Source organism: Bartonella sp. B1098, from assembly GCF_944896145.1.
In the GTDB taxonomy this organism is placed as follows: Bacteria; Pseudomonadota; Alphaproteobacteria; order Rhizobiales; family Rhizobiaceae; genus Bartonella.
Map to the genome: position 1 here is coordinate 602,501 of NZ_CALYLP010000003.1, position 19,537 is coordinate 622,037.

15 protein-coding genes (1 of these 15 only partly in view) are annotated in these 19,537 nt (G+C 38.3%); 6 read left to right on the top strand and 9 right to left on the bottom strand.

The genetic code is table 11. The annotated features are described in order from the left end of the window. A protein-coding gene (locus NNJ85_RS07000) for a M23 family metallopeptidase (RefSeq protein WP_254474730.1) crosses the window boundary here: on the top strand, positions 1 to 807 show its 3' portion. The gene continues 1,173 nt to the left of window position 1, outside the view; only the last 807 of its 1,980 coding nucleotides appear in the window; its start codon lies off the left edge, out of view; its stop codon occupies positions 805 to 807. A gap of 962 nt (positions 808 to 1,769) precedes the next feature. Beyond that, the gene (locus tag NNJ85_RS07005; protein WP_254474906.1) at positions 1,770 to 2,960 is read left to right on the top strand and encodes a metallophosphoesterase; all 1,191 of its coding nucleotides are present in this window, start codon (positions 1,770 to 1,772) and stop codon (positions 2,958 to 2,960) included. 500 nt (positions 2,961 to 3,460) lie between these two features. Here the strand turns inward: NNJ85_RS07005 and NNJ85_RS07015 are convergent, their stop codons facing one another. From NNJ85_RS07015 to NNJ85_RS07025, 3 genes are all read right to left on the bottom strand, one after another. Continuing rightward, positions 3,461 to 4,885, bottom strand: a complete 1,425-nt coding sequence (locus NNJ85_RS07015) for a sensor histidine kinase (RefSeq protein ID WP_254474732.1) — start codon at positions 4,883 to 4,885, stop codon at positions 3,461 to 3,463. A 225-nt stretch (positions 4,886 to 5,110) separates the two neighbouring features. Then, the gene (locus tag NNJ85_RS07020) at positions 5,111 to 5,665 is read right to left on the bottom strand and encodes an RNA polymerase sigma factor (protein ID WP_254474734.1); all 555 of its coding nucleotides are present in this window, start codon (positions 5,663 to 5,665) and stop codon (positions 5,111 to 5,113) included. 7 nt (positions 5,666 to 5,672) lie between these two features. Then, positions 5,673 to 5,876 (bottom strand): NepR family anti-sigma factor, encoded by a 204-nt coding sequence (locus NNJ85_RS07025; protein ID WP_254474736.1) that lies wholly within the window; start codon positions 5,874 to 5,876, stop codon positions 5,673 to 5,675. Between the two features lie 166 nt (positions 5,877 to 6,042). Between NNJ85_RS07025 and NNJ85_RS07030 the strand changes: the two genes are divergently transcribed. The 4 genes from NNJ85_RS07030 (at position 6,043) to NNJ85_RS07045 (ending at position 9,643) form a co-directional block, all read left to right on the top strand. Continuing rightward, on the top strand, positions 6,043 to 6,837 hold the full coding sequence (locus tag NNJ85_RS07030; protein ID WP_254474737.1) for a response regulator: 795 nt from the start codon (positions 6,043 to 6,045) through the stop codon (positions 6,835 to 6,837). Positions 6,838 to 6,859: 22 nt separating this feature from the next. After that, positions 6,860 to 7,873 (top strand): sensor histidine kinase, encoded by a 1,014-nt coding sequence (locus NNJ85_RS07035; RefSeq protein ID WP_254474739.1) that lies wholly within the window; start codon positions 6,860 to 6,862, stop codon positions 7,871 to 7,873. Between the two features lie 909 nt (positions 7,874 to 8,782). Next, complete coding sequence (locus NNJ85_RS07040; RefSeq protein ID WP_254474741.1) at positions 8,783 to 9,148, top strand: hypothetical protein; 366 nt, start codon at positions 8,783 to 8,785, stop codon at positions 9,146 to 9,148. Between the two features lie 36 nt (positions 9,149 to 9,184). After that, the gene (locus tag NNJ85_RS07045) at positions 9,185 to 9,643 is read left to right on the top strand and encodes a hypothetical protein (protein ID WP_254474743.1); all 459 of its coding nucleotides are present in this window, start codon (positions 9,185 to 9,187) and stop codon (positions 9,641 to 9,643) included. 847 nt (positions 9,644 to 10,490) lie between these two features. Here the strand turns inward: NNJ85_RS07045 and NNJ85_RS07050 are convergent. The 6 genes from NNJ85_RS07050 to NNJ85_RS07075 form a co-directional block, all read right to left on the bottom strand. Further along, entirely contained in the window at positions 10,491 to 11,273 is a 783-nt protein-coding gene (locus NNJ85_RS07050) for a DUF4167 domain-containing protein (protein ID WP_254474746.1), read from the bottom strand. Between the two features lie 1,791 nt (positions 11,274 to 13,064). Beyond that, complete coding sequence (locus tag NNJ85_RS07055; protein ID WP_254474748.1) at positions 13,065 to 13,508, bottom strand: hypothetical protein; 444 nt, start codon at positions 13,506 to 13,508, stop codon at positions 13,065 to 13,067. A 2,167-nt stretch (positions 13,509 to 15,675) separates the two neighbouring features. Further along, the gene (locus tag NNJ85_RS07060; protein ID WP_254474750.1) at positions 15,676 to 15,876 is read right to left on the bottom strand and encodes a hypothetical protein; all 201 of its coding nucleotides are present in this window, start codon (positions 15,874 to 15,876) and stop codon (positions 15,676 to 15,678) included. Between the two features lie 924 nt (positions 15,877 to 16,800). Continuing rightward, positions 16,801 to 17,805, bottom strand: a complete 1,005-nt coding sequence (locus NNJ85_RS07065; RefSeq protein WP_254474752.1) for a phage tail protein — start codon at positions 17,803 to 17,805, stop codon at positions 16,801 to 16,803. Then, positions 17,802 to 18,935 (bottom strand): tail fiber domain-containing protein, encoded by a 1,134-nt coding sequence (locus NNJ85_RS07070; protein ID WP_254474754.1) that lies wholly within the window; start codon positions 18,933 to 18,935, stop codon positions 17,802 to 17,804. The genes NNJ85_RS07065 and NNJ85_RS07070 overlap by 4 nt, the downstream gene beginning before the upstream one ends. Then, positions 18,932 to 19,423, bottom strand: coding sequence for a hypothetical protein (locus NNJ85_RS07075; RefSeq protein WP_254474756.1), 492 nt, complete (start codon positions 19,421 to 19,423; stop codon positions 18,932 to 18,934). The genes NNJ85_RS07070 and NNJ85_RS07075 overlap by 4 nt, the downstream gene beginning before the upstream one ends. Between the last annotated feature and the right edge of the window lie 114 nt (positions 19,424 to 19,537).

Consider the following 19,537-nt stretch of genomic DNA (forward strand, 5'->3'; position numbering starts at 1 on the left):
AGTGCTTTACTCAGCCACAATATATCACAATCGCTTTCTTATCGTCTTATTCGTCTGCTTGCCACCAATATTGATATGAAAAGCCGAATAACTCCCAATGATCAAATCGCAATATTTTATGCCATCCCCCAAAGCGATAAAGAAAACCAAAACGGCAAAAAAAAAGCAAAAGAACCCGCTCAAAGAACTGATCCAGAAATTCGTTATATTAGTGCAACTTTTGGCAATACAACTTATAAATATTACCGTTATCAATTAAAAGACGGAAGCGTTGATTATTATGATTCTGAAGGAAAGAGTTCAAAGCCTTTCTTACTGCGTAAACCCACGCCCAATGGCATTTTCGGTTCCCCCTTTGGTCCACGCAAACATCCTATTTTAGGCTATGTGCGCATGCATACAGGGGTTGATTGGGTGGCACCAAAAGGCTCTCCTATTATTGCTGTAGGAGATGGTATTGTTACAAAAGTAGGCGTCACAGGCGGCTATGGAAACCATACGGAAATTCAACATGCGAATGGATATGTCAGCAGTTATTCACACCAAAGCCGTTATGCACCAGATATAAAACCAGGCGTGAAAGTACGACAAGGACAAGTCATTGGCTATGTTGGAACAACAGGGATGGCAACCGGCCCCCATTGTCATTTTGAAATCATTGTCAATGGCGTCAAAGTTGATCCCATGCGCATCCGTATACCTGATAGCAAAGCCTTAACCAATCAAGATCTGCAAACATTCCTACAAGAAAAAAACAATATCGATTCCTTAATCAACAGCCCGATAAGCCCCTCTGAAGAGACTTAAAACATGAAAAGCACCGTGTAAGTGTCTTTCTCACAAAAGCTTATCAACATTTTCAAAGTCTTTCAAAAAATATCCTAGAGTTTAAACGACCTCAAAGGGATTTCCGCGCTTAAGAATATTTTAAAGGAGACGGATACACAAAAAAATAGAGCAATGTTTAAAAATAGGCATAGCCTCTATTGCCTTATCAAGACCTAAAGGTGAAATTATAAAAAAGAAAAAATCGTGACTCTTTTCTTATATGTTCTATCAAGAATCTGAAAATCGCGTTCTTCCCTATCTCTAAAAAATCCATAATCAATAATAACTTTCTATAAAATAATAAATAATATTTGCATTCAAATAAAAATACAAATCGTAAAATACTTGATTAAAAAAAGCATTATAAGGAGTTATTTTAGCAAATAAGATGACCATAAAACTATTTTTATTAAATTTACGTCTTTTTTTCAGCCTAAATTTTAATTTTAACTTGGAAGTTAAATAAATATAAAGTATAATGTAAAATTCAAATTGAAAAAATAATTTTATCTTTTACAACATAAAGGTAAAAATACTTAAAAGGGGATAAACTTATGATATATTCAACTATAAATATAAGTATTGTGATAGGCTTGAGTATTTTTCTTATCTCGGAAAAAGCAATAGCGACACCTTATCACACGCAAAATGGAATAACAGCATCAAAAACGCAATCGAAAAAGTTGCAAAATTATTCAGCAAAGAAGAAAAGCATCAATAGAGCTAAAAAACTAAGAAATCTTCGTATGTCAATTAAGACAAAACAGAAAGGAAATGCACAATGGAAAAAGAAATCTTTAACCATAAAAAAATTGGATCAAGCAACAAGTAAAAAGCTCAAATCAAGAATTTCTCTTATAAACGAGAAAAAGTTGACAAACGAAAAAACAAACATTGAGAGAAGCAGGGGTCTTTCCAACATCCAACAGATTGATCACTTAATGCTTATCCTAAAACTTCTTTCAAGGTACGATGATCGTTCTTCTAAAATACAGCAACCTCAAGAAAATAATCCTTTACAAGAGATAGAGCAGCCTCAAAATCAGTCTCAGTCTTACCTTTCCAATGTTCAAAAGCCTGAGCAATCCAAAATTCTTTCAAGCAACGATGATCGTTCTTCTAAAACACAGCAACCTCAAAATCAATCTCGATCTCACAAGGGCTACACCGTCATTATCGCAGCTGACCCCCAGCCATGGCGTTTAACAACCGGAGATCCGAATTCAATAAACAATAGAGATCCATGGATCAGAGAAAATAAAAAAGTTGCACGAGCACTAAAATCACATAAGGCAGATTTTATCATTGTGAATGGTGACTTAACAGAATATGGTCGAAAAGAAACATATGATAGCTATGCCAATATCTATAAAAACCTTGGTGTTCCTGTTTATGAGGGGCTAGGAAATCACGATTACGCAAATAATGCTCATGATTGTATAATTCCTTGGAAATTCAATTTTTTCGCCGATGCCTGTGCGATAAGTGCTGTTGAAAGAATGATCGCAGAAATGAAAAAATATAAGAAGAGTCTATCAAACTTTTCTCAAGATCTCACAGAGCAGTGGCTTTTTTTAGGCACTCACCTAATAAAAGGAAGTTTGAGTTATTCATGGGATCATGGCGATATTCACTATGTACAACTTCACAATTATCCACTCTATGAAGTGTACTTAAAAGACTATACAACGTCAATAAATATTACGAACTCTTTGAATTGGCTAAAAAAAGATTTAGAAGCTGCTGATAAAAGAGGGAAAGTTACAATTCTCAACTTTCACGATGCGCGTCCCTATTTTAGAGATAAAAATTCTCATTTTCTTCATCCTCAAAATGCTCAAAATCTCGCTATATTTAAATCCATCATTACCGCCCATAATGTCAAAGCAATCTTTGTTGGACACGTACATAGTCGATTCTATTGCCGCGCACAGGATGATAAAGTCTTTGGAAACATTCCAGTCTATACAGCAGGAGCACTCTTTAGAGGCAACTATTACCTCATAAAAGTAGAGGGAAAAAATATCCATGTTGAAGCTTATAATGAAAGTAACGGAAAACCGATTTTATACGAAGATCTTGGTCTCATAGGAAATGATACAAAATTCTCTGAAAGTTGTAGTCATTTATAAAGGCATTTTTTCTTTTCAATCTCAACAAATAAAAAGGAATCTCAAACAGAGCTTTATGAGAACAGTATATCCTTTTCACCACCTATATTGAGTTTTGGCAAAGGAATGACAATTTTTGTCTCTCCCTAAAGAAGATGTTTCAAAAGCAAATTTTTTACCAAATTGCATACGAAAGCTGTTCTACCACCACATGGACCAAGGCCAGTTTTTGCTTTGAAGTTTGATTTTTCATGCCCTCGATCATCTTCTACAATTTCTACAATGCGTATCAATTATCTATTGGATTTAAATAAAAAAGAGAAATCAATACAGTTCACCCTTTAATCAGGAAAGATGTGCTTTAAGGAATTGGTGAGTAATCCACCCAAGATAATTCCAAGGGTTGTAGCATCTTTTGAAGACAAGCAACACTTTCATGAAGAGTGATGATTTTGCAAAACCATCTTTTATTTTCTTGTTTTAAAAACGAGCAAACAGAGAAAATTTACGCCTTTTAAAAATCAGTCAGAGATTTTTTTTGCACTCTTCGTACTGAGTTTTGGCAAAGGAATGACAATCTTTGTTCCTCCTAAAGAAGACGTTTCAAAAAGTGGTTTTTCACCAAATTGCATACAAAGCTGTTCCACCACCACACGTCCCAGTCCTGTCTTTTGTTCTAAAGTTTGATTTTTCATCCCCACGCCATCATCTTCGACAACGAGCATCAATTGTCCATTGGCTTGAGGACCAAAGGAAATATAAATATGCCCCTCCCGTTGATCAGGAAAAGCATGTTTTAAGGAATTGGTCAGCAATTCACCAAGGATAATTCCAAGGGTTGTGGCATCTCTTGAAGACAAACGACAATCTTTAAAGTCCGTGTGAATGGTAATGTTTTCACGCAATTCAAAAGGGACCGCCAATTCGACATCATGCACAACAGAACTGAGAAAATCCGCCAAGAGAGTCGTTTCCATATCATCACTCAAGCGCAAACGACGATGGGCTGTGGAAATTGTCTGAATACGATCCCGTGCGGCTCCTAAAACAGAACGGACTTCTTCATTTTTACTCCGACTTAATTGAAGCCCCAGCAAAGAAGATACCGTCCCAAGAGAATTACCAATACGATGACTTGCATCCTGCAACAATATTTCAACCCGTTGGCGTTCTTTTTCGGCGTGATTGCGCGCTTTTTCTAATTCTTGGGTTCTTTCTTTCACACGGGCTTCAAGCGCGGCATTTTCGCTATGAAGCAGCAATTGATACAATTTTAAAGAACGTACATCACGATGAAAACGATTAATCACAAAATAGGCAGAAATAAAAGTACTCACAACCGAAACAATCGCCGCCAATGTTAAAGCAGCCCGCATCAATGCGATTCCCTCACGTTGTTTTTGTCGCACCACATCATCGCCATTAATAAAACTTGTCATCAATTGCGCTAAACGAGCCACGGGAATCCTCGAGACATCCAACGACACAGAAGGTTGAGAAGATTGATCAGGAAGTGTATCAAGCGCCTGCATATGGGCATTCATAAATGCTTTTCGTGCTTCAACTTCTTTTTTAAAAGCCTTAAACCATTCATCCCATTGCGGATGCGCATAAACAATAAGTTCGATATAATCGAGAATATCTCCCAATTCCCGCTCTGCATTTTCAAAGCGTATTTTATCTTCTGGCTTTCGGGTTTTTGCATAGCTGCGATCAGCAACAGCCATATCAATCAGGCTGATCAGCACCAAATCAGCCTGTTCGCGCAATTCTGAACTCGTATTTAACTGGGCAACTTCTCGATCAACGGCATTGGAAAGCAACATAATAAAAACCGATGCTAAAAGAGCCATCACAAGGGAAACAACAATCGCTGCCCATCGCCAGCGTGATATCGTTGCATCAGAAGAAGGCATTTGAGGCAGCAAATTTGTTTTTGTTGTCATAGAATTTCCATTGGCGAACTTGAAAGTCGTCATTTTTCAGTACAAAGGAAGGCAACCTTATGGAACAAACACCAAAAACCCATGAGAGTATTTCATACGGGCTTTTTTTGTGTTCCGAAGAGATACACGTCAAACATTCTGAATTTCCTCAGATACTGACTTTACTGTAATAGCTATAACGGGAATAAAAAAAACAAGGCTATCCATCATAATTATTATGCTTTTTTAGCCGTTAAATGAACACAATGTACTTCCAGCAGAATAAGAATCAGGTCCATAATCGGATTCACCATCGACATGAAGAATCTCCTGTAATCGATGACGCGCCCTGCTCACACGGCTTTTAATGGTTCCAACAGCACAGCCACAAATAGCCGCTGCATCTTCATAAGAAAACCCCGATGCCCCAATGAGAATAATGGCTTCTCTTTGATCGGCTGAAAGCAGATTTAAGGCTTTTTTAAAATCTTGCAAATCAAGTGTTCCATATTGAGAAGGATGAACCGCAACATTTTGGGTAAATACGCCATCGGTATCTTGAACTTCTCTTCCCTTTTTGCGCATTTGACTATAAAATTCATTGCGCAGAATTGTAAAAAGCCACGCTTTGAGATTGGTTCCCATCTCAAAGGAATCTTGTTTAGCCCATGCTTTCATCACCGTATCTTGGACCAAATCTTCGGCTTTATCATGCTTTCCACTTAAAGAAACAGCAAAAGCACGCAGAGCCGGCAACACCAAAAGGAGTTCTTGTTTAAAGTTTTTCGCGCATTTTGACATAAAGGGTTCAAACCTTTTCCACATTATTTAAAGCAAATTGCTCTGCACGCTCCAACTTCTCTAAAAGCTCGAGCAAACGCCGTGGTAGTGCTTCTTCTTGAATTTCCATGTAAAATTGGCGTAATTTCCGTGCTATCTCACTGTTAACCCCGAGAAGATCATCTCCAACTTTAAAGGGTGTAGTGAGATTTTTTTCATCACGGTCGTTCATTTTTCATCCCCCTAATCCATATAATATCAATAGCACCGCGAAGAATTTTTCGCCTTATGGTTGTAAATATAGCTATGGGTAAAAAGTTCCATACAAATCGGAACTTTTTTATCTGTTGAGAATTTCAACCAACAAAATGCTTGAAAGGTCAAAGGAGTTATAAATTATGTCATTATCCACGCGCATTGCCCCGCATCTTCCCTATCTTCGGCGTTTTGCCCGTTCTGTCACCGGGAGCCAATCCTCTGGCGATGCTTATGTATCAGCGATGTTGGAAGCGCTCATAGCCGACATTTCTATTTTTCCCAAAGCATCCAGTGACCGGATTGGGACCTATTGGCTTTTTTGCCATCTTTTTGACCAAACCACTCCGAATATCCCTGAACCCCTGCCACAATTTGGAATTGAACAAAAAACCAGTGCCAAATTATCCTATCTGACACCCCGTGCCCGCCAAGCATTTTTGCTCATTGCCGTTGAAGGATTTAATGAACAAGAAGCCAGCGAAATCATGGATCTAGATACCAAAGAGTTTCGCAAGCTTCTCAACCAAGCCTCGATTGATATTTCTCAACAAATTGCCACGCACGTGATGATTATTGAAGATGAACCTCTTATTGCGCTCGATATTGAGCAAATGGTAGAAAGCTTAGGTCATCATGTTGTCGGCATAGCGCGCACGCGTGATGAAGCTGTCATCATGTATCATAAGAAAAAGCCGCGGTTGATTTTAGCGGATATTCAGTTAGCCGATAACAGTTCAGGCATTGATGCGGTCAATGAGATTTTGAAAAATGATCGTATACCGGTGATTTTCATCACGGCTTTTCCGGAAAGGTTATTGACCGGCGAGCGTCCAGAACCGACTTTTTTAGTAACCAAACCTTTTAACCCAGATATGGTGAAAGCGCTTATTTCGCAGGCTTTATTTTTTCAAGAGAATGCTTCTAAAGCGGCTTAGAGCAAAGTAAACCTTTTCCATTATGATCGTTACGCCTCTTTCCAAGCGTCCTATAGACAGATCTCATATAAGCGCGCTCATGCAAGCGATTCGTGGTGCTGATATTTGTGTTCTCTATCAGGCAACAAATCTGGTTTATTTATGGGCTGAAAACTTACCACAACACCTGCACGATAAATGGCAGGTTGGATGTCGTGACAGCGACTTTTTTTCGCTTGACCTTGCAGACAATATGGAAACCATTAAATTGCAGGTTTTAGCCAGTGGCAAAATGCAAACCGTTGAAGCACGTTTTGAAGATACGAGCAAACAAGAGATTTGGTATAAATTTTCTATTGATTGCCACCGCAATGACAACGGAGACATCATTGGTATTATTACCACCGGTGTTAATATTTCCGGTTTACGCCGCCGTGAACAAGTGCTTAAAATTCTTCTACGCGAAGTCAGCCACCGTTCTAAAAATCTTCTAGCGATCATTCAAAGTATTGCCAGCCAAACGGCCCGCTATACTGAAACGCTTCAGGTTTTCTTACGCAAATTTCAAGGTCGTCTTCATTCTCTTTCTCATTCTCAAGATCTTATCACCGATTCCGATTGGCGTGGCGCCCAATTTCGTGAATTGGTCCAAACGCAAGCGTTTGGCTATTTAATGAAAGAAACAGAACGTTTTTCACTTGAAGGTGTTGATCCTTATCTTTTTCCCAATGCTGCTTTGCATATTGGTTTGGCTTTTCATGAATTGATTGTCAATTCTCTTTCTTTTGGAGCCCTTTCCCAAGAAAAGGGCCACGTCTATGTACGCTGTGAAATCAAAACACAACTGAATGGCAAAACGCATCTACGCATCACTTGGAATGAACACTTTGAATCCGGAACCCTTCCGGCAAATGATAAAAAAGCTTGTTTTGGCAGTACTGTTCTCGAAAAAATTGTTCCCATTTCTGTCAACGGTTCAGCTTCCTTCAAATGGACAAAAGAAGGGATTGTTTATTGCCTTTCTGTTCCTGATACGTATTTTGATATTTTTTCTTAAAAGAGCCTTTTAAACCATAAATTCCTCTCTTCAGGAAAATTTCTAACCTGTTCAACATAAAGATATTTTTCTCCTCGCAAAAAATCGTAACAATGAAAATGCTCCAGTCAACGCCCTTCCCGCTGTCCATCAACGACCATCCCTTGCCATATATTTTAAGACAAAACCCCAAAGGCTGAAGTGAAGAGCAAGATGTTTCAGCTTTTATATACCCAATCAAAGTGTACCTATTCTCCATCATTTTTTGTGTAATTTTTACACTGCGCAAACCTTTTCATTTTGGAAAAATGATGATTTTAAGGATTAAAGCCAACCATTACGCTTCAGAGCTTTACAGGGCTTAAGGCATCTATGACAAAATCAATAAACCAATAAAAATGACACAATTTTAATGCTTTTATTGATTGCATTCTGTATCCTCCTCTTCACACAAAAGACAACATTCAAAACAACAGATCCCTTTTCCCTTCATGCACTTTTTTAATATTTCTCAGTACCTTCAAGCGCATTTCAAAACAGCGCCTGCAAATAGGCTCCTCTCCCCCGTAAAGTGAACCATCAAGCCCTTGCATACCCCTTACGCGCTAAAAGCAGCCGTTGGGCACCATTATACCCAGCGATACAACAAACCCCCATTATATTTCCCCGTACAACAAACCTTTGACATGAGAGAGCATTCACAAGCGCTATTTTGAGTGTTTTTTTCTCAAATAATCCTCCTACCACTTTTCTCCAAAAGCTTGGCTTTTATGAAGTGCAAGCCAATGATTTTGAGTGATTCAATCTAGAAGATTCTTGGGGTGCAGAACCCCTTGGAACGAACAAACTTTAAAAACGTTTAATAACGAAGAAACCCTAGGCTGACGAATTGGAGCCTACGCTGTCAACCGCTCATTTGGAAGATATTTTATGAATCCCCTTATTTTTATTCTCTTATTGGTTTCATGTACAGATGATTTTAACAGTTGCTATTCCAATAATACCATGGCTAAAATCTACCCAACGGCTCAAGCCTGTGAACAAGCCATGGTGTCATCCATAAAAAAGTCTGCATTTTATGGACAACAAATTTTTGCCCAATGTATAAACATACACCCTCATGGACATCAACAAAAAGTAAAATTGATCTGGTCTGTAACAAACCACGGAAATTTCCTGCTTAAAAGCCAAAATGTCAATGACAAGAGATCGACAGTCCCCAAAGAAGACATTTTACCAACATTGCCTTCTCTTCTGCGTTCTTCTTCCACAAACCTCTTGCACAAAAAACTTTAAACGCATAAACCCATCAGAAAATAATCAATAGAAGACATGATGGATAATAAGCCAATGCCCTCCTCAAAAGCCCCTCACACAGAGCAAAATCCTCTGCCCCAAGATCTCCCCTTAGATCCTGCTGTAGAACGAGTGAGAAAAAAACTGATGGGTTTAATGATGATTTCCGTTTTAATAACGCTCTTCCTCATTCTAACGGTCCTGTTTTTAATCGTTTATAAAGTTACAACGGGATCAGCGCCAAAACAAACAGAGCTCTCTTCCTCCCACAGCAAAAATCCACACGTTATCCACCACACGCTCTCCCTACCGAAAAAAACACAGATTTTGTCGCAAAGCCTCTCAGAAGACAATATTGTTCTGAAGACGTTAACCCCTGAGGGACAAACAAAATTTATGATTTACAATTATCATACCGGTGCACTGATTGCCGTTCTTTCTATTGAAACAACAGAAGAAATATCAACGGCAATACCTCATGAAGCAAGTCAATAACATCACCGGCTGACAAAACCATTCTTGGGGTTTAAACATTTTCCTCAGCTTCAAGATGGGGGCACTTCAAGATAGGATTGCTTGAGCAGATGGTGGTTTTTCTCCGTCTCCTCTCACCTCATCGAGATAAAGGAGCTACTTTTCAAGTCAATGCATTCCCATTTTTAAGAAAATGGATATTGCCTGTAAAAACTCAAATGAAAGTGCAAGAAATACACCTTCTTGAGGACGAAAATTCAACCTATTGATTTATAATAACCCTTTATTTTTGCATGCCAAACGAGTGCTTCAAATACCTTAAGATTCTCTCATTCCAACGCTCTTCATGATGAAGCTTATCAAAAGCATTTCCTCACACATCACAACAAAGAAGCCTATGCATAAAAAGCTCTTTATGAACTGCTTCAAAAGCCAAAGGAAAAGGCCGCAGCAACATTGAGAATAAAAGCAAGAATGCCCAGTTTGCACCTTTTATTTAGCAAAAGCGATTGATGGCTTTCACAGTGCAGCTTCCGGGTAGTAAAATAGGCTGAGCAGATTGAGAAAGATTAAACACCACACGCGCATCAACAAAGCAATCTATTCTTTATAAAAGAACGGCCTCTTAAAATACACAAACTAAAATACACAAACGCAGATTTTCTCCATGCCCCTCATCTCTTCCAAGCCGCCCCACGCCAAGCCGAAGAGATAATCTTCTTGGCGGCGTCTCCTCTATTGGTATTGGCGAATGTTATTCATAAAAACGTAAAGAATGAAAACTCAAAGAAAGTGCAAAAAACCGCACCTGTACACATTCTTACAGCAAAAGCACCATTAAACACTTAACATAGCTTACTTGAAGAATTTAAACATTTTCCTCTGCTTCAAGATTGACCACACGGCGACGGCGGGTTTTTCTCTGTATTCCCTCACTTAATCCCGTCAAAGCAGAGACCTCTTCTGTTGAAGTTGACACATCGCCATTTTCAGAATTTTCTGTTGTAGTCAATGAAAACTCAAGGGATGCTTGCTCTTTAGTCCGTACCGTACGCCGGCGGGGAGAACGACGTGTTTTTTTAACCGGTTCACCATTTTCCTCAGAGCAACCATTCTCCTGATCTGTTTTCTCATCCGGTAGAGCCTCGACAGCACTTTCACGCGCATTACCATTTTGTGCTTCGACATATGATGAATCATGACCATTTTTTTGCGACTTTTTCTGCAATCCATCAGTGTCCTGCAATCCATCTGTGTCCTGTAATCCATCTGCGTCACACGCGATAGCCTCTGTTTTTTGCCCTTCAGGATCACTTTCATTGCATTCTTGTCCGTTGTTTTCATCACCACGCGTTTCATCACGTCGAACCGATTGAGCCATTTGCCCAGCTGCGGCTAAAATAATCCGCAAATAGTGCTCGGCATGTTGTAAATAATTCTCGGACATCACGCGATCCCCTGCCCCTTGTGCATCCCGCGCAAGGCTGATGTATTTATCGGCAATTTGCTGAGCATTTCCGCGAATTTTAACATCCGGACCGCTACTTTCATAATTGCGAGACAACGGATTAGGACCGCGACGATTATTATTGTTATTACCATTATTGTTATTATTGCGACCGCGTACCCGTCTATTTTGTTGTGGCCTCATCTTTATCCCTTTATTGGAGTGTGTGTCTTAATTGACTCTTCTTCACTGCATTATTTTCATTGCATTATTTCTTGATCATGCTGCTCATGTTTAACATACGGTTATCAAGCTATCCGCATTTTATTTCACTCAAACAAACCCTACTGATATTGATAAAAGCACATGTTTTCTTGAAAACCACACAGCAGCAGGGAAACTATAAATCAAAAATTCCCTCTTTCTCTGTCAACCAGCAGAAACCTAGTGATGTTCACATAAAATGCCAAGTGTTTTTTTTAAAATAAACCATATTTCACTAAAAAAATAATTACCTTGTGGAAAACAAAAAGGAGAACACATATAGAACATACCTGACAAGGAACAAATTCACAAAGAACACACTCCTGTCAGAGAACATGGGAAACTTCCCTTTTTCTGCCCTAAAACCACTTTTTGCTCTAAAACCACCGCTCCTAAAAACGCCGATATTCCTTCCCCCCTCGAGCCTTAAACTCATAAGCACTTCTGCCCTAACGAGTCACTGCGCGAACCTCTTTATTTTATGAATATAGCCTTTCTTCACCGCTAAAGCAACCCCTTGCGAGCGATAACTCACGATCGCTTCACAAAATCTCTTAAGAGTCTTATAGATAGATTAATATGAAAGATTATTCAAGCCCTATAATCACCAAAAGACCACTCTTCTTTCTCAAACATGCCAACGATCCTCTTAATTTCTATTTTAATCTCATAGATTTTTAAGTTAATCCCCCTTCCTCATTGATAACAAATTGAGCCAAAAAATAAACAGTTAAATACAAAAAATATCAAATTATTTAAAAAAGAGACCAATATGTTACACTTTCTTAAAAATCGGCTTCTTCTTAAAAAAAAATGCATCTTCAAAGTCTATCCATAAGAATAATATCACGCATTTCTTCTCTTATCCTTATCTTATCAAGAAAACTGGGGGAGATAGAATAAGCTCCATGGCAAAACCCCATAGAGCGCTTTACGCATGAAACAACCTTGAAGTTTATACCCTCTCAAAGAAAGAAATGTTTTTACTCAGTTTTGTCATATCTATTGCCCCCTTTGTTATCCCTGTTGGCTTATGCCCCCTCAAAGGAAGCGGATTCTTTCTCCACACCAATCTGTATAATCTGAACTTTTTTAAAATTCATACAAATAAATTGATTTATAAAGATCATTCATTTTTTTTGTTTTAAATTTTTGTATTGAGTCAAAAACCTTCATACTATAGGTTTTTTTCATCCTCAATCTGCTTCCTATTCAATCAATCAAAATTCATTGCCTTGCACGTTACACGCGAAGGAGAGCCTGCACAGAGTAAAAATGATAAAAAAGACTCAAAATGCCTCTTATGAACTGTCTCTAAAGCTCAAAGGCTGTCCGTAACCTTGGAGTGCTAAATATATGAGAGCGTGAGCCTGCACTTTTATGAAACAAAAAGAGAGGGGACTTATAAGTTTTATACACTCCATAAACGTTTTATATATTTCATGAGCGCCTTCCTCATTTATGCAGCATCGTTGCAAAATGGGCTTCCCACGCTGTTCTTTCCCTTAAATGAAACGCACACAAAAGTTCCCTGAAAACGCACCATGCCCCTTAAAATACTTTAAAGGATCCTCCATAGCTTATACGATCACACCTTAAATGGACCAATGCTTGTACAAAATAAATACATTTTAGTGGTATGGAGGGTATTGGTACAGAGGCAGAGAGCAATGGGGTTGTCTTTTATCTTTGCATCAAAATTCGCATTCTGTTAACTTTCCGTGTAACAGCCTAAAAGTAATTGCGTTTTCTGCCTTTTTCACTTTCTTTTTCATTGAGAAAACAATCTCGTAAGAGAAAATAATTTCCATCCCCCGGTCGAACCCTTGTCAAACATTGTTTTTTTGCCGTATCAGAAAGCTTATCCCACATTTCACGAATAGAAAAATAGGCTTCACTTTCCAAATTAAGACAATGCTGATAGACTTCTTTTTGCATATCGGGCATCACGGAAGCAGAAATTTCCTTGCAATACACGCGCAGATCAAAAACAGGCATAGCCAATTCAACAGACGCTTGTTGTATTATTTTTTTGTGAGAAGAAAAATAACTGACCGCCTTTGCAAAAACAAAAAGCAAAATCACGATACAAAAGAGTATCACGCAAACAAAAGCAATCTTGCGATATAACCTTTTGAAATAAGCCTTTTGTCTTGCGCGGATTCTTTTTTCCATAAAGACTATACCTTAAAATATACCAAGAGAAGCTTTTTACAGCAAAAAAAGATAGAAGTGTCTTTTTACATAATACAGGGTATAATAGCAAACGATCAATACGCTTAAAGACTCTTTTTTCTCTGTATTGTTAATGTTTTTACTGTTTTTTATCGTATAAAATTCTTGTGAAAAATCTTTTTCCTTTATAAAGAAGCAGAGATTATCATTTTTCACAGCAGCTTAAAAGACAAAGATTCTTCATCCAGCCCACTCTGTAAACAATTCATTTTCGTTAAGACAGATCTCGTTGATTGATAAAAAATGTTCATTATTTTTTATGTTGCATGAGTAATCCAGCGACCATAAAATTCATTTTGCACCTTCATCTTTACACTTATGAAGAAGCAAGCCGGCATTATTACACTATTTTCCAGCTCTAAAATGTTTTAACAACCCTTGACGCTTGAGATACTCCACTAAGAGGCATGTCTTTCTTGAACCGTTTTTACCCTACACGCCAATCCCGCTTATACGATGCAAACAAATGATTTTGATTGATTGAAGCTAAACAGGTTTGAAATGAGAGAACCTTACGATACTCAGGGTTTTAAATTCAGATTGCATCATGCTAAATTATTATAAATAAATAGGTTAACCAGATAAAAAAGGAATAAAGATCCCCTCCTCTTCAGCAACCTTGAAGACAATCAATGCAAAGAAACAAAACCCAGCATTTTCACTTTAAATGCCCCCTATTGAGATAAAAATGCAAAAGAATTTAGAGATTTCATGACAAAAGAACATCACAAAATACCATGATAAGAATCATGAGAAAAATATCCAAAGCTCTCTCAAAAACAGAGATCAAGAGCTCCACCTGTGAGGCAATAAAAAAAGCCGCACCATTTACATGGTGCGGCTTATGAATAGAGATATAATTTAAATAACATAAAAAAGAAATCAATAACCAATACTTATACACAAAATGTATAGTATTGCAAGATTTTTAATTATATTTATAAAACTTATCCAAAGATAAGTATTACGTATAAAGAATGAGCGATGAACGCACTTTTTTATCGCATTCATCAGAATGAAAAAAGCCCGTTGTCTCTCTTCTTGTTCTAACCATATGAAGAATAATATCTTTTTATTGACGGGGGCCGTTTACAGTAACGCATACTTAAAAAACAAAATAGATTTAATAAATAAAATTTGTAAGGATGGTATTTTACGACATCAGCAAGATACGACAAACAAACAACTGCTTCCCTATAAGTATACCCTATCTTATACGGCATTATCGATAGGAAAAAACACAAGCCTTCTCCAATTACACAGCCTTTCTGTTCCTGATAAGAAAAGACACAATGCCACGCATTTTTTTATTGATAATTTTCTCTGCACTGATTTTTTGGTAATTTAAAAATTCTTTTTATAGGATTTTTAACCAACTAAAATTGCCACAAATTGATATTTTTTCTTTGAAAAGAGCATAAAAACAGCAAATTTTTATAGATGTAAAACCATGGCAAGCTCTATTGCCAAGATGTTTCAAACAGCTGCAAGAACTTTTTTTGCAAACTTTTTTGCCATTGTTTTTTGTTTGGGTAAGGCTTTTTTTCTCTGTGGACTCCAAAGCCTTGCCTATAAGACTTGCCTATGTATCCTCATCATACACTCTTACCTTTTCAAAAATATCATGATAAACTTTCCCAAAACAAAGCTTTTCTTTTTGAAGATGCACGCTCTATCAATTTTGACATTTTAAAAAACATTTCAAACGCATAGAAATTGCATGTCTCCGCGAAAATAGAAACAAGGTTTTTCTTTATCGATACCTTCAACGCAGGCATATCATTATGAACACTCTTTTCTATTTTTGCTTTTTGAAAAAAGAAGGAATACCCTTAAAAGGCTAAAAAGAAGTCCCTTTAGAACCCAATAGGGATGTTTTATCAATACGCCTGTGCATTTCTCGCGGCTTATGTGTTGTAATTTCTGAAACAAAAGAGCTGTGATCTTTTGACGTCTTCGGTATTGTCAATTAAAAAACAAAATGGCTTTTATCACCAGATGGTTCTAATTTAATTTCCGGTGCATTCATTTTAGTCTCTGGTAAGATTATTCCACCGTTTACAATCCTGTTCATAATGCTTTGATCATTTTCTTTCACATTTTATTTCTATTTGACATTGTCAAGATCGAGAGTCTTTAACTTTTTTTCTAAAGCATCCATACGCTCTGAAATTTTTGTCATATCTTCATATGCTTTTTTCAACAATGCGTTCAAAGGAGCATGGCCCATTCTCCCGCTGGCATAAAGCACCACACGAATACATTCAGGATCATCAATATCGGCAATAGAAAATGGAAAAAGTGCCATTATATCCCCCTTTTTGAACAGCTCCATGAAGCCTTTGAGTCTCTTTTCGCTTTGCACGGTTCTTTCATTTTTTATACAACCGCGTAATAGGCTTTTCTTTATCGAAAATTTTTACAAAATATTTTTTTAGATTAGTTCTGTTTTCCACTTAAAATGATGATTTTACCTCCTCCCCCCCCCAAAAAATGCATAACGACATGGCATACTTTGTCGACTTCTCCCAACAGAACAAAGCAAACCTCAATCGCTCTTTCAACAATTCTCATCGATAAACAATAGTCTGGAAACAATACAGCTTTTTGCCAAGCGCAATTCTGCTTGGATTTCTCCTTCAAATGCTTTCTATTCCTAAAGCTCAAAGGAGAGGATTTCATAAAAGCGCTACGAGCAAATCCTACTCTGAAGATTTGCTCATATCTTCAATACTGAATGGATCAAGCGATCTGACGAGATATCATCACCTTCAATGACAGTGTTTTAATGATGATCTTTTACGACATTATAAAAATAAAACTATCCCTGCGCTCTTTATCATCGCCCATCAAAGCATTAAACTGAAGCACTCTCAACAATGGATCACGACACCACAAGAGAAAGAGAGATTGAATAAAACCTTTGACTTTTTAGACCAAAACTCTATGAACGAAGGAGGATTTTCTTCTCTCTTTTAGCCCCTCACCTCAATGATCCCCTCACCTCAATGATCATTGCCTTGATCCTCTAAAGAACAAGAGGCAAAAAGACCTTTATCTCCAATAAAGGTGCGACAAAAAGTAAAATCATCAAGAGGGTTTAAGGAAGCATTTTTTTCAGGAGCGCCTCAAAACTTTCTGCACGATAGATTCGATAAGTTTTTTTTCATCATAAAGATTTTGCAACCATTTTGCTCTCTCTTTTATCTCTCATATCTCTCAGCTTTCATTTTCAGGCTTTGATCGCATAAACCACCGCCATATTGACGGGGCGTGTTTCATCCCCCCCTGTTTTTTGCAATAAGACCTTATGTTCATGCTCTCCTGCAGGATCTGTCAACCAATCTTTTTTGAGCATTACAGATACAGACTCTTCAGTATTATCCCAACCGTGGGTTATACGATAGTTTTCAAACATGGGATAACTATGCTGGTGTTTGCCTGTTGAATCTGTTTTCCCTTCATGGGTATGGGCTTTAAAAGATTCTTCTTGTTGAGTTCCTAAAAGACGTCCTTTATCAATGTTTTTTCCACTATCGAGCCCCCGTAAAAACATTCCCCGCAAATCGGGAACATTAAATGTTGTTTTCCCATCTCCTTTTCCCCATATTTCCCCCAAAACAGCAAAGAGATTGGCATAGCTCTTTCGCGAATATTCTCTCCCATCACACAACAGCCACCCAGAGGGTATTTTTTCACTCGCAAAAGTTCCAATAAACCCAGGTGAAAAAGATTCCGGCAAAGGAGGAAAAGGCGGAATTTCAGGAAGTTTTATAGTAGGATTGGTTAAAAACCAGCCATTAGCATTTTTCCCAGCAATATCATGCGTATAGACGATTTCATAAAGCCCTCCCTTTTGGATTTCTCCCCCTTTTAAAGGCATAATCCCCTCTGGCGTTGCCATATAAGTTGGTCTTGGAGGCAATTGATTTAAAGAAACATTTGTTATTCCTCTATTGACGCCTTGTGCTTTAAAACGCACCACAATGCCATCCATATAGGTCTCAAAAAAAGATTTTGTCGCCAAACGAAGAGATGTTCTCTTGTTCTCGTTATCAACCGTAAACTGTGTTTCAATCACGCCCCCATTATCCAACAAATATTCTTTGATACGTTGCATCATAGCGCGTGCACTATCATTGACTGAACTTGGCGGTTGCCCTTCAGCCCAGTTTATATTTTCATCGACATAAGCATTTTCTGATGCGATGATTGACCAATCATAAATCGAACTCATAGGAGACACTCTTTTTGCAAAAAGGAAAGACGCGCAAAAACGGAAGAAAAGAAAGCCAGAATTTTATTTTTAGAAGCCGGTGTTTCCTTCATTTTCTTCATTTTCAGCCCTATTTTGTCATAATCCACATGCAGTAATTTTGTTTTCGCATTGACAAAAACAGCTTCAGGTTTCACACGCAACACGTCTTGCGCCAGAACGCCCTGATACCGTTGTGGATTTCCTTTATAATTAAAGTTATAAAGAGGATATCCTTTTTTCTTTCCCACAAGGGTAATATTTTCTTTTGCTCTCACATCACAAAGTCCTAGAATTCCTCCGACCAATCCCAGCACTTGCTGGGCATCACGCAATGGATCTTTTGTCACAGAAGGGATTATTGTAGATTTTCCGGAAGTTGTTCCGTAATTTCCAGCCGCCTGTGTTCCAACCTGTAATAAGCGTTCCAATCGGTTCCAATCTTGATTATCTTTTTCTGACCATTTTTGGTGCTCCGCATCTAAGATATTTTGTCGATTGAGATCTTGAATCATCCCCCCTTTCAGAGCATTTCCTTGTACATTACTCTGCCCTTGATAATAGGCGTTTGCCGCATTCACTTGATCATGCTGCGCGCGATCAATCATCTGGTTTGCATTCATCATATTGTTAATATCTTGATTATACTGCTGTGCTGCCGCATTTGTAGCCAAGGCGCCCAGTTCATCGGCGAGCACGCCGGTATGGGCTCCAGAACCATAACGCCCCGCCCCAGACATCGATTGATTAATGGCATCGGAGGTTTTATTCAGGGCATTTTGCAATGCCATATTAAATTTACTATTATTTCCAATCCAATTTCCCTTCGCCATACCGGCAAGATTTATAGCACTGTTGGTTGGTGCATTTAACCACTGCGTGAGTGTAGGATTGTTATAAAGCCCTGCAGCTTGTTGTAAACCGGCCAGCGCATTTTGTGTCATATCGCTAAGACCCGCAACGCGCTCTCCCTGATAAACATTTCCACCAATTCCTTTTTTATAAAGCCCCTGTGCCTCTGCACTGGCTTGTTTCAGAATATCCGCTGCCCAAGCGGGGGGTGCATTTGTTTGTGTTGTCGTTTGCACTTGAGGTGTTTTTTTTCTACTCATGGACCCAGAACCTTTCTATATTGAATAAGATTACGAGAATATCCGTGATGAGCGAGCCTTTTCGCCCATCCAACTCTTCCAAACATGTGTATTTCTTCAGCTTTGATTGTTCGCGCCCATTTTTCAACCTCATCAATCAATTTGACCAATTTCAGTCCTCCCTCTCCAGCCAAATCTGAGAGAACGACGCATTTTTTCCCCGTATGGATACTTTCAATTTTAGTGATTGCAAAAGCACTAAATTGGGTTTTATTTTTTAAGACCAGCCACAATTGAGCTTGTCCTATAGCAATTTCTTCAGCAATTTTTTCCAGACAAACATCATCTGGAAAGCGCTGAGCATATTTTTTCAATGCTGCATTAAGAGGCTCTTGATAGGGCGCTATTTTTTTCCATGACCAGTGCTGTGTTAGGTGAGCAGAATAGACATCTTGATGCTCTTTCATCATGATTTTAGCTTTCTTAATTTTTTTACGCACACCAAACATCCCCCTTGCGCCCTCCACGCGCTCCTGTTTACCGCACAGCTTTCAAAAGGAAGCCTCCGCCATCCCTTGTGTCATAAGATTAAGAGAGCGCTTTTTTTATCACAAACCATGGGA